Source organism: Pseudomonas sp. BNK-45, from assembly GCF_047456255.1.
Classification (GTDB): domain Bacteria; phylum Pseudomonadota; class Gammaproteobacteria; order Pseudomonadales; family Pseudomonadaceae; genus Aquipseudomonas.
Map to the genome: position 1 here is coordinate 4,734,108 of NZ_CP179909.1, position 12,551 is coordinate 4,746,658.

Below are 12,551 nucleotides of genomic sequence, written 5' to 3' on the forward strand. Positions count from 1 at the left end.
TGCTGTTCGCGACAGGTCGGTGGCGGGTGAGTCCAGCGAGTGCGCCGGTTTTTTTATCCCGCCTGTTGCCTTGGGTGCTTGGCAGCGCCGCACGGGTCGGCTTCAATGAGCGCCCCTTTTTATGTTCAGGAGCTAGAAGGATGCAGCTTTATTACCGTTGGGCGGCCGCATGGGTCATGGCGTGGGTACTGGGAATCGGGCTGGTCCAGGCCGAGGAACGGCCACAGGTCGCGGACAAGATCCTGGCCTACACCGGGCCGCACGGGGTGAAGGTCTGGACCCTGCGCATCGGCGAGCGCAGCGCCCATCAGGCGCTGGTGCAGGTGGAAGACGCCGACCACGACTGGAATATGCGCATTCAGAAAATGAACGTGGAGCAAACCGATCGCGACACCCGTTACTTCACTCAGGTGGACGGGCAGAAGTTCGTGGTGCTGCTGCTTCAGGAAGGCTATGGCGAGTTGCATCTGCCGGGTGAGGCCAAGCCGCTGAAGGTGGGTTATGACAGCAACCTGTCCAGCTATGGCGATGCCCAGGCGTTTCTCAATGAGTACCTCAAGGCGCAGTAAAGCGTCTGGCGGCCGCGACCGCTCTGCAACAACGCCTCCCTAGGGAGGCGTTGTCGTTTTACTCGGTGTGCCCCCCTCTCAACGCAGATCAAACCGGTCCAGGCTCATGACGCTGAGGACCCGCCCCCCCTTTCTTATGAACTCTGGATGATCAGGACCCCGGCCATCAGGTCTTCGTCATCAATGCCTTGCTTCAATAGCAGATAGCCGGTTCCGCCGACCAAAATGCCCTTGTGCCCTGGAGCGGCCCTGTTCAGCCGGGAGTTGTTGATCTGCAGCACATAGTTCAAGCCTGGGCGTGTCTCTTGACCCTGAATCCAGGCAGGTATTCCGGCGATCTTGGCCAGGCCGTTTTCGTCGCTGTCCTGCCCCGGATTTTCAACCACTGCGATTCGCCGCGCCGGGGTGATGGGCTGTCCGTAACCATCCACCTGTCGCGCCGCGGGCCTGTAGGCCAGCACCTTGCCGCCCTCTTGCATGGCTTGCTCGATGTAGGCATCGCTGACGATTGAGTAAGGCGTAAACAGCGAAACCACCAGCTCCTCATTCAATTGCATGCCGGCAAGGTATCGATTGATAACGCTGGCCGGCAGGCTGGCAAGATGCAGCAAGGGGACGCCCATCGAGTCGGTGGGCCACGGGATGGACTCAGGCAGGTAGGGGTTGCCGCCGAGGTAGGCGGAGCCCTGGTCGGGGCCTTCGGGCAAAAACACTAGTTCGTTAAACAGGGGCTGTTCCTCTCAGGTGTGCCGTTGCCTAGATGGTTGCGTGGGCGCACGGCGCCCTCGCTGCTCTCGACATAATCCGTTGTGCGCTCAGCCGGCAGGTTCATTCACCTTGTGCGTGGGCGGTGGCCAGTTCCAGCAGGCGGGTAAAATCAGCGATGGCGAAGTACAGGTCATCCCGGGTGTCGCCGTCCCAGTCTTCCACCGCTTCGCGGGCGGCCTTGAGTGAGGCGATGCGGGTTTTGATTTCGGCGATTTCCTCGGCGCCGCACTGGGTGGCGATGGCCTCCCAGCGTTCCTGGGGAATGTCTTGCTGGACCGATAGCCCGGCTTTGGCTTGGGCAATCAGTGCTGTCAATTGGCTCATGGGGGTTGTTCCTCAAGGGGCTGGGGTGCGCCTGCGCTAGCCTTCCGCGCCGGGCGGATGGCCAAAGTGGGCCTTGTAGGCGTGGTTGAAATTGGCCGGGTTGGCGTAGCCCAGGCGGTAGGCGATCTGCGCCACGTGCCATTTGCGCTGGCGCAACAGGGTGCGCGCCAGCTCCATGCGTTGGCGCCGCACATACTGCAGCATCGACTGGCCGAATACCTGGGCAAAGGCGCGGCGCAGGGTGGTCTCCCCTACCCCCAGTTGCTGGGCCAACGCCTGGCTGCCGGGCGGGTCCAGCAGGTGGGCGTCGAGCTGGCGGCGGGCTTCGTGGGCCAGGTCCAGTTGCCCGCGCACCGTGGGCGCCGCAGGGCGCTGGCCCTGGAGGTGCACCGCCAGTTCCACCAGCACCGCCAGGCTCAGGCTTTCCTGGTGCAGGTGTTGCAGGGCGCCCTGGTACGGCGCTTGGTAGAGCCGCTCCAGCAAGCTGCCCAGCGCCCGGCAGCGTTGAAACTGGCGAAAGCGGATGCCGTCGTCCAGCAGGCTAAGCAAGGGCTGCAGCGTCGGGTCTTCCTCGGCCAGTTCCCGCAAATAGCTGCCGGCGATGCGCAGGCCGGCCATGCGGGCGTGGCTGCCGGCGGGCATCTGGTCCAGCGCTTCCATGGTCTCGCTCAGGCCCAGGGCCTGAGGCGCGCCGGGGGTGTAGTGGTGGAGCTGGCCGTCGATCCGGTGCTGCCATTGCCCGGCCAGCACCTGGACGATGCACAGGCTGTCGGGCAACACCTTGTGGATGCGCAGCGGATCGGGGAATTGCAGGTTGCAGTCGAAGTACTGCAAGTGCGGGCGCACGGTACGGGCGCGATAGTGGCCGACGGCGCTGCCCATCACCCGCCGGGCACTGGGGTCGAACACCCCGGCGCGGGCCAGGCCAACCGGCCGGTCGAAGCAGAATTGTGTATCGAGGTAGGGGTTCCAGCATTCCATCGGCAAAGCGGGTCCATGGGTGGGGTTGCTACGGCGGCCAATGGTAACTCACTCACACTTTGCGCAGCGGTGGTTGTGAGCGTCGGAATTTTTCTTGTGAATGACGGCCAAAGCGCTTGGCAGGGCCGCAGGTGCCGACTTCAATGAGCGGCTTTTTCAGATGTCAGGAGTTTGAACCATGCAGTTTTATTGCAAATGGACGGCCGTGTGGGCCATGGCGCTGGCCCTGGGAAGCGGTCTGGTCCAGGCCGATGAGCGGCCCCAGGTGGCGGATAAACTGGCGGCCTATGTCGGCCAGCAGGGGGTGAAGGTCTGGACCTTGCGCATCGGTGAGCGCAGTGAGCATCAGGCCCTGGTGCAGGTGGCGGACGTGGATCACGACTGGAACTTGCGCATCCAGAAAATGGCCGTGGAAAAGACCGCAAAGGATACCCGCTACGCCACGACCGTCGACGGGCAGAAATTCGTGGTGCTGGTGCTCCAGGAGGGTTGGGGCGAGCTGTACCTGCCGGGTGAAGCTGCGCCGGTGCGGGTGCGCTATGACGAGAACCTGTCGAGCCAGGGTGATGCCCAGGCGTTCCTTACCGACTACCTCAAGGCCCGGTGAGCCCTGGGGGAGCGCCGGCACCCAGGCGCTCGACCGCTTTGTTTTCTGTGAATCAAGGACTTGTTTATGACTTCATCGCTGCAACCCGATGCATCTCGCGACGCTCAGCGCGAACAGGTGATCACCCAGCTCCAGCAGGTGATCCAGCGTGTGCCCGAGCAGAGCGAATTCACCAATACGCGCCGTTATCAGGTGCTGGGGCCGCTGTTCACCCTGATTTCCCTGGCGATGCTGGCCTGGGGCATCCACCAGGGCAAGACCGGCATGCTGCTGTGCGGGCTGTTTCTGACCGCCTTGTTCGCCCTGGTGACCTGGCAGCATCGCCACGCTGGCCAGCATGCCTTCATGCGCTTGACCCGACGCCAGCTGTTCGTGGATTCCCTGAGTGCACCGGTCAACCTGACGGACGTGGTGGATGTCCATGTCAAGGATGAGGGGCTGCTGACCCTGCAGCAGCTGACCCTGCGCCCGGGCTGCCCACTGCCGACCCACAGGCCCGTGCGCCAGGTGTTCGGCAACCAGGCCATGGCGTTCCACAGCCCCGAACCCCACATTCGCATTCATTCCGCCGGCTTGATGAGCGCGGGGCGCAAACTGGCCATCGATGACATCGCCGCGCTTCTGGATGCCTACTGCCAGGCGGCTAATGCACAACAGCAGCTGGATGAGTTGCAAGGCCGTGGATAACGCCGAAAAAGAAGCCTTGCTGCTGCAACTGCAGGCCGATGCAGATGGCCCCCAGCGCCGTTGCGAGATTCGTGAGCGCTCTCTTGGGCAAGCAGTCATGCTGGCCCTGCTTTCCCTGCTGCTGGTGCTGGTGGGCGGTTGGCTGGCCAGCCTGCCTTCGGCCTGGCAGTTGCGCTCTGCCCAGCTGTGGTTCTGGCTGCCCGGGGCGCTGATGCTGGGCGCCGGGCTTGTGGGCCTGGCGGCGGCCGAAGCCCTGCGTCGGCGGCATGGCCAGCAGGTGCTGGCGCTGACCCCCGACACCCTGCAGTTCGCCAATGCGCCCGAACCCACTCCCTGGGTATGTTTCGATGGTTTCGAACTGGAGCAGCGCCACCTGAGCCTGGGGCTGGTGTTCTCGGTGATGGCCGGTAGCCGTGCACCGACCCTGGCGCCGGCCTGCTTCAAATCCCTGGCCGCGCCCCACGCCTGGCCGGTGGCCGCCGGCATGCGCGTGCGCTTGTGGCTGTTCAACCCGATGCTCGATGGCCAGCGCCTGGATTTCCAAGCCCTGACCGACCTGCTCTACGCCTACCTGAATGCGGCCCAGGCCCGCAGCACCCTGGGCCAGCTGTTCCCGGAGGTGCAACGGGTGGGTGCCGGGCAGTAGCCGGGCCATGAAAAACGCCTCCCTAGGGAGGCGTTGTCGTATTACCCGGTTTGCTCCCCTTTTAGCGCAGATCGAACCGATCCAGGTTCATCACCTTGTCCCAGGCGGCGACAAAGTCCTTCACGAACTTCTCTCCCGCATCCGCCGCTGCATACACCTCGGCCAAAGCCCGCAGTTGCGAGTTGGAGCCCAGCAGCAGGTCGACCCGGGTACCGCTCCATTTGTATTGCCCGGTGGCGCGGTCGCTGCCCTCGTACAGGTCGCGGGCCTCGGACTGGGGCTTCCATTGGGTGCCCATGTCCAGCAGGTTGACGAAGAAGTCGTTGCTCAAGGTGCCCGGGCGCGCGGTGAACACGCCGTGGGGCGCTTGCCCGACGTTGGCCCCCAGCACCCGCAGGCCGCCCAGCAGCACAGTCAGTTGCGGGGCGGTGAGGGTCAGCAGCTGCGCCTTGTCTATCAGCAGGGCTTCGGCGGTGACGCCGCTGACCGGCTTGAGGTAGTTGCGAAAGCCATCGGCCACAGGTTCGAGCACGGCGAAGGAGTCGACGTCGGTCTGTTCCTGGCTGGCGTCCATGCGCCCCGGGGCGAAGGGTACGCTGATGCTGTAGCCGGCATTGTTTGCCGCCAGTTCCACCGCCGCGCAGCCGCCGAGGACGATCAGGTCCGCCAGGGACACGCGCTTGCCAGTGCTTTGCGCGCTGTTGAAGGCGCTCTGCACCGCTTCCAGGCCTTGCAGCACCTGGGCCAGTTGTGCCGGTTGGTTGACCTCCCAGTCCTTCTGCGGGGCCAGGCGAATCCGTGCGCCGTTGGCGCCGCCGCGCTTGTCCGAGCCGCGGAAGGTCGAGGCCGAGGCCCAGGCGGTGGACACCAGTTGCGCCACGGACAGGCCCGAATTGAGGATCAGGCCCTTGAGCTGCTGGATGTCCTGGGCGTCGATCAGCGGGTGGTTCACGGCGGGAATCGGGTCTTGCCAGATCAGTTCTTCGGCCGGCACTTCCGGGCCCAGGTAACGGGCGCGCGGGCCCATGTCGCGGTGGGTGAGTTTGAACCAGGCCCGGGAGAAGGCCTCGGCCAGTTGCTCGGGGTGCTGGTGGAAGCGTCGGGAGATGGCCTCGTAAGCCGGGTCGAAACGCAGCGCCAGGTCGGTGGTGAGCATCGACGGCGTGCGGCGTTTACTCGGGTCGTGGGGGGCGGGCACGCTGTCGGCCCCGGCGCCGGCCTTGGGTTGCCATTGGTGGGCGCCGGCGGGGCTGGTGGTCAGTTCCCATTCGTAGCCGAACAGGTGGTCGAAGAAGTCGTTGCTCCAGCGGGTCGGGGTGGTGGTCCAGATCACTTCCAGGCCGCTGGTGATGGCGTCGCCACCAACGCCTGTGCCGAAGCTGCTTTTCCAGCCCAGGCCCTGCTCTTCCAGGCCGGCGGCTTCCGGTTCCGGGCCGACGTGGGTCGCAGGGCCAGCGCCGTGGGTCTTGCCGAAGGTGTGGCCGCCGGCGATCAGGGCCACGGTTTCTTCGTCGTTCATGGCCATGCGGGCGAAGGTTTCGCGGATGTCCCGGGCCGCCGCCAGGGGGTCGGGGTTGCCGTTGGGACCTTCCGGGTTGACGTAGATCAGGCCCATCTGCACCGCCCCCAGGGGGTTCTCCAGTTCGCGGTCGCCGCTGTAGCGCTGGTCGCCGAGCCAGGTGGTTTCACTGCCCCAGTAGACGTGGTCGTCCGGCTCCCAGACGTCCTGGCGGCCACCGCCGAAGCCGAAGGTTTTAAAGCCCATGGATTCCAGGGCGACGTTGCCGGTGAGGATGATCAGGTCGGCCCAGGAGATCTTGCGTCCGTACTTCTGCTTGATCGGCCAGATCAACCGCCGCGCCTTGTCCAGGCTGACGTTGTCCGGCCAGCTGTTGAGCGGGGCGAAGCGCTGCTGCCCGCCCCCGGCGCCGCCGCGGCCATCGGCGATGCGGTAGGTGCCGGCGCTGTGCCAGGCCATGCGGATGAACAGCGGGCCGTAGTGGCCGAAATCCGCCGGCCACCAGGGTTGGGAGTCGGTCATCAAGGCCAGCAGGTCGCGCTTCACCGCGGCCAGGTCCAGGGTCTTGAATTCGGCGGCGTAGTCGAAGTCCTCGGCCATCGGGTCGGACAGCTGCGAGTGCTGGTGGAGGATCTTCAGGTTCAGTTGGCCGGGCCACCAGTCACGGTTGCTGGTGCCTTCGCCGGCGGTGTGTTTGAACGGGCACTTGGATTCATTGGACATGGATCACTCCTTCGGTCATCGAAAACCTGCCGCTCGACGTTGGCCCCGGGTTGGACAACCGTGTGAAAAGCGTAGTGAAGGACAAGCGAAGGTAAAAATAGCTTCGCTTGATGACCCTGCCAGAAAAAAACCATGACCCGTGCCAGGCCCCCAGCGGGCGCCCTGCCCCCTGCCGGAGCCTGTTCATCCTTTTGCGAGCGCTGCCCGGGCATGCTCAGCGGCGCCTGAGCCAGGCACCGCGATCGTGAACCGCTGCTCAGTCCTGGGCGTCGAGGCGGCGCCGGGTGTCGGCATCGATCTGTTGGCGCAGGGCCTGGAACAACGGGCTGGCGTCGGTGTAGCGGCGGCCGTAATCGAGGTTGAAGCCGTAGTCGAAATCCGCCGGGTTCTGGCCCTGGGTGTGTTGCAGCAGGGTTTCCAGCTTGTCCAGGGCCTTGACCGCGCGCGCCTCGGCGCTGGCGGCGCCTTCGTATTCATCCCACAGCTCCAGCAGGCGCTGGCGGGCCGGGGCGTCCAGGGACCGGGCGAGGTATTGCAGGTCGTCGCGTTCCTGTTGGCTCTTGTCCGGGTGGGCGGCCTGGGCCACCGCCGGGATGTCGCCATGGATGGCTTCCCCCAGGTCGTGGACGATGCACAGTTTCAGCACCCGCAGCAGGTCCAGGTCCCCTAGTTGGTCTTCGAACAGCAGCGCCATCAGGCACAGGCGCCAGCTGTGCTCGGCGGTGCTTTCCTGGCGGCCGCTGGAGGTGTGGGCGCTGCGCAGCACGTCCTTGAGCTTTTCCGCTTCACGGAGAAAGTCGAGACGGCCGCTGAGAAGTTCGGGGGTCATGGACAAGCCTGCTGAACGTGAATGGGCCCGCGCCGTGGGGCGGCGGGCGAAGGCTTGCCAGACTAGCCAGCGGGCAGCAACCGGTCCACGGATAAAATATGCGTGGCGAGCCTCGACGAGCGCGTCAGAGGGTTTCCACCAGCCGCACGGCGTTGCCGTCGGACAGGTTGAGGCGGGTCCAGCGGCACTGGCTGGGGGCGATGGGCACGATGGCCGAATCGTTGTGGCCGCTGAAGAATTCCAGGGACGGCGGCGCCAGTACTGCGCGCCAGCCCAGGTCATCCAGGGCGGCTTCCTTGCGCACGATTTCCTCGGTGCAAAAGCCCCACAGCGATTGGCCCAGCAGCTCGCTCAAGGGCACGCCGAACTGCGCGGCGCGGGTCGGCGAACAGGCCAGCAGGCGGTGGGTCAGGTCGCACACCAGGTGCACGGCGCGCGGGCTGTCGTTCACCAGCCGCGCCAGGGCCTGATCGGCAGCGGCGCTGAGGTTGGCCGCCAGCAGGTGCTCCAGGCGCGCACGCTCCGCCGGCTCCATGGCCTGCCGGCCGTTTTCCCAGCGGGAAATGCTCGACTGCGCCACGCCGAACAGCTCGGCAGCGTGCTGCTGCTTGACCCGGTGCAACAGGCGCCAGCGCCTGAGGGCCAGGCCCAGATGGGGTGAGGTGAACAGGGCTGCGGACATGGCGTGAGCGATGCAAGTCAAGGGGCTGGCAGTTTCGCAGCCACAGCCCTTGGCGGGCAACCGGGGCTGACCAACGCCATTGGCCCGGCGCGTCACAAGTTGCTGGACAGCGCGGTAAAAGCCCCGAAAAATCAGCACCTTTGCCCTGCCCTTTACGGGCTGGGCGTCTGTGCCAAGGAGTTCGGCCCAATGCTCAATGTCTTGTTTGTCTGCAGCCAGAACAAGCTGCGCAGCCCCACCGCCGAGCAGGTGTTTGCCGACTGGCCAGGGATCGAAACCGCCTCCGCCGGGCTCAATCACGATGCCGAAGTGCCCCTGGGCCCGGAGCTGGTGCAATGGGCCGGGCTGATTGTGGTGATGGAAACCCGCCACCGGGAAAAACTGCGCAAGCGCTTCAAGGCGCTGTTGAACAACCAGCAGATTGTATGCCTGAACATTCCCGATGATTACGACTTCATGGACCCGGAGTTGATCCAGTTGCTGCGGCAGAAGGTGCCGCAGTTTCTTCCCGATGGCGACGCGGCTCGCTGATATGCCTTTGGCATTCAGGGCCCCGCCTGAGCGGCGGCTGGAGCTGCGCAAGACCCCATCGGCTGGCGAGCCTGTGGCTCGTTCGCAGCCTTCGGCAGCGGCTACACGAAGCGGATGCAAACGCTAGCATCACGGCCCCCCCTGTAGCCGCTGCCGCAGGCTGCGCAAGACCCCGCAGGGGCCTCGGCGGTAGTGAGATCGCTGGCGAGCCTGCGGCTCGTTCGCAGCCTTCGGCAGCGGCTACACGAGGCGGATGCAGGCGCTGGCGTCACGGGCTCCTCTGTAGCCGCTGCCGCAGGCTGCGCAAGGCACCGCAGGGGCCTCGGCGGTTGCGAGATCGCTGGCGAGCCTGCGGCTCGTTCGCAGCCTTCGGCAGCGGCTACACGAGGCGGATGCAGGCGCTGGCGTCACGGGCACCCCTGTAGCCGCTGCCGCAGGCTGCGCAAGGCACCGCAGGGGCCTCGGCGGTTGCGAGAGCGCTGGCGAGCCTGTGGCTCGTTCGCAGCCTTCGGCAGCGGCTACACGAAACGGATGCAGACGCTGGCGTCACGGGCTCCTCTGTAGCCGCTGCCGCAGGCTGCGCAAGGCACCGCAGGGGCCTCGGCAGTTGGGGGATCGCCGCGAGCCTGCGGCTCGTTCGCAGCCTGCGGCAGCGGCTACATGAGGCGGATGCGGGCGGGGTCAGGCGCGGTGTGCGGCGCCAAGGGCGGCGGTCAGTTCGGGGGAGGCGTTGTACAGCGGGGTGCTGCCCTGTAGCAGAATCTGCGCGCTGCGCCGGTAGGCGGCGCCGTCGATCAGTAGCTCCCCGGCCACCTGTCGGGCATTGATCAGGGTTTCCAGCACTCCGGCGGGGTTTTCAATCGCCAGTGGGTATTCGCCCTTCCCTTCACCTATTGCCGGTGCCCGCGCCAACAGGGCATGGGCCACAGTGCCTTCGGCCAGGCAGGCCGCCGCCAGGCAGCAGCCGCCGGACACCGCCAGGGACGGGTGGGCGTTCTGTGGGGTGAAGTAGCGGGTGGCGATATCGCCGCCTTGCCGCGCCGGGCTGACGATGCAGATCTTGGGAATGGTTTCGCTGCGCCGCAGGTCGTCGGCGCTCATCAGGCGGCCATCGCGCTGGCGCAGGCCCATGCGCAGCCCGCCCAGCACCATCAGCTCCAGCAGGAGCGCCTTGAACTGTGGGTCGGCATCCAGTTCAGCCGGGCTCTCCTGCCCGGTCTTGCCCAGGTCCGCCGCGCGCAGGATGACCATGGGCACCGCCACATCGATGCAGGTGGCGGCAATCCCATCCAGCAGGTCAACCCGTTGCCCGCTGGGAAACAGCGCGCCGGTCTTGGCTCCCACCGGCTTGTCGAGAAACAGGTCGACCCCGGGAAACACCCCGTTGACCCCGGGAATCCGCGTGTCGCTGAGCAGTCGACCGTCGCGCAGGCTCAGGCGCGCATACATCGTGGTCTGGGTGTTGCTGTTGAAGATCTCGATCTGCCCGCCGCCCTCCCCGGGCTGCAGCCAGCCGCGTTGCAGGGCGTACAGCGGCAGGGCCGCGGACATGTTGCCGCAGTTGACGCTCCAGTCGATGGCGCTCTTGCCCGCCGCCAGTTGCGCCAGGGTGCTGATCATCCGCGTCTCGCCGGGGCGGCGTTCGACGATGAACACTTTGTTGCTGGTGGGCCCGCCGCGGCCCAGGCCGGTGATCTGGGTATTGCCCGGCCACTCGCCATGCAGGGGCACGCCCATCAGGTGGCGCAGCAGTTCTTCCACCAGGGCTTCGTCCCGGGGCAGCGCTTCGCGGGCCAGGATCAGCCCGGTGGAGGTGCCGCCACGGGCGTGGCACACGGGGAACTCAGGGATAGCAGCAGGCTTTGGCAGATCGGGCATGGCGGGCGCCTCCACGGTGGGCGAAAGGGGCGGCCCCCGCTCGGGCGGGCGACGGGCCGCAGCGCCGCATGATAAACCCTGGCGGCGGGTCCCGGGGCGCCAGCTTGGCGCGCGGCGCTCGCCTGATGCGGCGCTTGCTCACCGTCCCCGAGCACCGTATTTTCTAGCGCCGCCCGGTGGCCCCTGTCCGCGCGAGGGTTCAACCCACCGCCCATGGACCCGGAGCGATGCCATGCCCCAAGCCCCCCAACAACTGCTGTTTCTGCCCGGCGCCTCGGGCAATCGTCAATTCTGGCAACCCCTGGCCGCGCAGTTGCGCCATCCGGCGCGGCAGGTGCACCTGGGCTGGCCGGGCTTCGGCGACACCCCGCCACAGCCAGACGTGCAGGGCATGGACGATCTGCTGGACCTGGTGCTGCAGCGCATCGACCGGCCCACCGCGCTGGTGGCCCAGTCCATGGGCGGCATCCTCGCGGTGCGGGCGGCCCTGGCGCGGCCGGAGCTGATCACCCATCTGGTGTTAAGCGTCACCTCCGGTGGCGTGGACATGGGCGAGCTGGGCGCCACGGACTGGCGCGGCGACTATGCCGCGGCCTACCCGCAGTTGCCCCGCTGGTTCATCGATGACCACAGCGATCTCGGTCCGCGCCTGGGGGAGCTGGGCATGCCGGTGTTGCTGCTGTGGGGCGACTGCGACCCCATCAGCCCAGTGGCGGTGGGCCAGCGTCTGGCCAGCCTGCTGCCACAGGCCTGCCTGCGTATCGTGCCCGGGGCCGACCATGACCTGGGCCTGAGCCACGCGGCCCAGGTCGCACCCTGGCTCGATCGGCACTTGAACGGCGAGTCGATCGGCGCCGCCTAGCCGCGGCCGGCACCGCTCGTCTTGCGCCGCGTTTTTTTGCCAGCGGCCATTTGACTAAGCGTATCGAGGATCTAGATTCCACTCGCGACTGCATGCAAGTGCACCGCGCCCGCTGCCCGTTCGTCCAGGCCCCGAGCGCCGATGCCCAGCAGCCGCGCCATGGAAAACCGATGCAGGCTTGCCTGGGCATTCCAGGCGTCTAACGCGACAGCAGGGAGCTGGACATGAACGACAACATTGTGGACATCCTCATCACCATCGATGTGGACACCATCCTTGAAAGTGCCGAAAAGGGACTCTTCAAACTCAGCCAGGACGCTTCCAACCCTTCCCAGCTTTACAACATCTACGACGGCAACGACCGACTCTCGGACCTGGTGGTCTACATGGTGGTGCGGCGCAGCAATGCCGATGGCGCCGACGGCGGATCCGAGCTGGCGGTCAACCTGCGTCAGGGCGACCAGTTGCGCTGGCGCGCCACCAGCCTGTCCAAGGGCCTGTACTACTCGGTGATCCTCTACCAGTACACCCAGACCCACCCGCCGCTGAGCGAGGACCCCAACCCCTACCTGACCAACGTGGTGCCGACGGTGCTGCCGAGCACACCACTGCCCATCATCAACCGGGACAACCCCGCCGGTCAGCCGATCCCGCAGAACGTCAAGACCTTCTACTGGCAGGCCGACGCCACCCGCGTCTGCACCCGGGTCACCTACACCTGGTCCTTCATGATCGTCGACCGTGACAACAAGGTGCTCGGCTACTGCTCCTGGGACCCGTACTTCTCGATCCGCTAAGTCCGCAGCGAGGCACCCTCTCCCTGCCCGGCCAGGGAGAGGATGCACGGGCCCTATTGCCCTACCCCCGGTCCTGCCACTATTTTTGTCCGTCCCGCCCCAGCAGCGTTCCGGTCATTTGCGCGACTCCCGATGCAGTGGGCCCCAC

General features: G+C 66.3%; 14 protein-coding genes. 7 read left to right on the forward strand and 7 right to left on the reverse strand.

All coding sequences use genetic code 11. The annotated features are described in order from the left end of the window. Positions 1-140: 140 nt before the first annotated feature. Complete coding sequence (locus tag ACMGG8_RS21155; RefSeq protein WP_060843391.1) at positions 141-569, forward strand: hypothetical protein; 429 nt, start codon at positions 141-143, stop codon at positions 567-569. A gap of 134 nt (positions 570-703) precedes the next feature. Here the strand turns inward: ACMGG8_RS21155 and ACMGG8_RS21160 are convergent, their stop codons facing one another. From ACMGG8_RS21160 to ACMGG8_RS21170, 3 genes are all read right to left on the reverse strand, one after another. Beyond that, positions 704-1,276, reverse strand: a complete 573-nt coding sequence (locus tag ACMGG8_RS21160; RefSeq protein WP_198419651.1) for a DUF1963 domain-containing protein — start codon at positions 1,274-1,276, stop codon at positions 704-706. Between the two features lie 121 nt (positions 1,277-1,397). Continuing rightward, positions 1,398-1,661: a hypothetical protein gene (locus ACMGG8_RS21165; RefSeq protein WP_060838979.1), complete on the reverse strand. Its 264-nt coding sequence runs from the start codon at positions 1,659-1,661 to the stop codon at positions 1,398-1,400. Between the two features lie 36 nt (positions 1,662-1,697). Beyond that, positions 1,698-2,642: a helix-turn-helix transcriptional regulator gene (locus ACMGG8_RS21170; RefSeq protein WP_060843390.1), complete on the reverse strand. Its 945-nt coding sequence runs from the start codon at positions 2,640-2,642 to the stop codon at positions 1,698-1,700. 178 nt (positions 2,643-2,820) lie between these two features. On the opposite strand from ACMGG8_RS21170, the gene ACMGG8_RS21175 reads away from it, so the two are divergent. The 3 genes from ACMGG8_RS21175 to ACMGG8_RS21185 all read left to right on the forward strand — a co-directional run bounded on the left by ACMGG8_RS21175 (position 2,821) and on the right by ACMGG8_RS21185 (position 4,582). Next, a complete protein-coding gene (locus tag ACMGG8_RS21175; protein WP_060838977.1) occupies positions 2,821-3,249 on the forward strand; it encodes a hypothetical protein in 429 nt (142 codons plus the stop codon). Positions 3,250-3,315: 66 nt separating this feature from the next. Continuing rightward, positions 3,316-3,936 carry a hypothetical protein gene (locus tag ACMGG8_RS21180; protein WP_060838976.1) on the forward strand — a complete coding sequence of 207 codons (621 nt, stop codon included), beginning with the start codon at positions 3,316-3,318 and terminating at the stop codon, positions 3,934-3,936. Then, complete coding sequence (locus ACMGG8_RS21185) at positions 3,929-4,582, forward strand: hypothetical protein (protein WP_231979031.1); 654 nt, start codon at positions 3,929-3,931, stop codon at positions 4,580-4,582. The genes ACMGG8_RS21180 and ACMGG8_RS21185 overlap by 8 nt, the downstream gene beginning before the upstream one ends. 61 nt (positions 4,583-4,643) lie before the next feature. On the opposite strand, the gene katG is transcribed toward ACMGG8_RS21185, so the two are convergent. The 3 genes from katG to ACMGG8_RS21200 form a co-directional block, all read right to left on the reverse strand. Next, entirely contained in the window at positions 4,644-6,824 is a 2,181-nt protein-coding gene (gene katG, locus ACMGG8_RS21190) for a catalase/peroxidase HPI (RefSeq protein ID WP_414158340.1), read from the reverse strand. Between the two features lie 256 nt (positions 6,825-7,080). Continuing rightward, a complete protein-coding gene (locus ACMGG8_RS21195; RefSeq protein WP_414158341.1) occupies positions 7,081-7,653 on the reverse strand; it encodes an HD domain-containing protein in 573 nt (190 codons plus the stop codon). 124 nt (positions 7,654-7,777) lie between these two features. Further along, positions 7,778-8,335: a helix-turn-helix domain-containing protein gene (locus ACMGG8_RS21200; RefSeq protein ID WP_178116115.1), complete on the reverse strand. Its 558-nt coding sequence runs from the start codon at positions 8,333-8,335 to the stop codon at positions 7,778-7,780. 189 nt (positions 8,336-8,524) lie between these two features. On the opposite strand from ACMGG8_RS21200, the gene ACMGG8_RS21205 reads away from it, so the two are divergent. Next, the gene (locus tag ACMGG8_RS21205; protein ID WP_414158342.1) at positions 8,525-8,866 is read left to right on the forward strand and encodes a low molecular weight protein tyrosine phosphatase family protein; all 342 of its coding nucleotides are present in this window, start codon (positions 8,525-8,527) and stop codon (positions 8,864-8,866) included. Between the two features lie 681 nt (positions 8,867-9,547). Here ACMGG8_RS21205 and ACMGG8_RS21210 read toward each other — a convergent pair. Beyond that, positions 9,548-10,744, reverse strand: coding sequence for a PrpF domain-containing protein (locus ACMGG8_RS21210; RefSeq protein ID WP_414158343.1), 1,197 nt, complete (start codon positions 10,742-10,744; stop codon positions 9,548-9,550). 232 nt (positions 10,745-10,976) lie between these two features. On the opposite strand from ACMGG8_RS21210, the gene ACMGG8_RS21215 reads away from it, so the two are divergent. Next, a complete protein-coding gene (locus tag ACMGG8_RS21215; RefSeq protein WP_060838969.1) occupies positions 10,977-11,606 on the forward strand; it encodes an alpha/beta fold hydrolase in 630 nt (209 codons plus the stop codon). Between the two features lie 224 nt (positions 11,607-11,830). Next, entirely contained in the window at positions 11,831-12,403 is a 573-nt protein-coding gene (locus tag ACMGG8_RS21220; RefSeq protein WP_060843384.1) for an AidA/PixA family protein, read from the forward strand. The last annotated feature ends 148 nt before the right edge of the window (positions 12,404-12,551 follow it).

Excerpts from the sequence above, each read along its gene's own strand:
- ACMGG8_RS21210 (WP_414158343.1), bottom strand. The coding sequence starts at position 10,744 with ATGCCCGATCTGCCAAAGCCTGCTGCTATCCCTGAGTTCCCCGTGTGC.
- ACMGG8_RS21155 (WP_060843391.1), top strand. The coding sequence starts at position 141 with ATGCAGCTTTATTACCGTTGGGCGGCCGCATGGGTCATGGCGTGGGTA.
- ACMGG8_RS21195 (WP_414158341.1), bottom strand. The coding sequence starts at position 7,653 with ATGACCCCCGAACTTCTCAGCGGCCGTCTCGACTTTCTCCGTGAAGCG.
- ACMGG8_RS21180 (WP_060838976.1), top strand. The coding sequence starts at position 3,316 with ATGACTTCATCGCTGCAACCCGATGCATCTCGCGACGCTCAGCGCGAA.
- katG (WP_414158340.1), bottom strand. The coding sequence starts at position 6,824 with ATGTCCAATGAATCCAAGTGCCCGTTCAAACACACCGCCGGCGAAGGC.
- ACMGG8_RS21220 (WP_060843384.1), top strand. The coding sequence starts at position 11,831 with ATGAACGACAACATTGTGGACATCCTCATCACCATCGATGTGGACACC.
- ACMGG8_RS21205 (WP_414158342.1), top strand. The coding sequence starts at position 8,525 with ATGCTCAATGTCTTGTTTGTCTGCAGCCAGAACAAGCTGCGCAGCCCC.
- ACMGG8_RS21170 (WP_060843390.1), bottom strand. The coding sequence starts at position 2,642 with ATGGAATGCTGGAACCCCTACCTCGATACACAATTCTGCTTCGACCGG.
- ACMGG8_RS21165 (WP_060838979.1), bottom strand. The coding sequence starts at position 1,661 with ATGAGCCAATTGACAGCACTGATTGCCCAAGCCAAAGCCGGGCTATCG.
- ACMGG8_RS21200 (WP_178116115.1), bottom strand. The coding sequence starts at position 8,335 with ATGTCCGCAGCCCTGTTCACCTCACCCCATCTGGGCCTGGCCCTCAGG.
- ACMGG8_RS21215 (WP_060838969.1), top strand. The coding sequence starts at position 10,977 with ATGCCCCAAGCCCCCCAACAACTGCTGTTTCTGCCCGGCGCCTCGGGC.
- ACMGG8_RS21175 (WP_060838977.1), top strand. The coding sequence starts at position 2,821 with ATGCAGTTTTATTGCAAATGGACGGCCGTGTGGGCCATGGCGCTGGCC.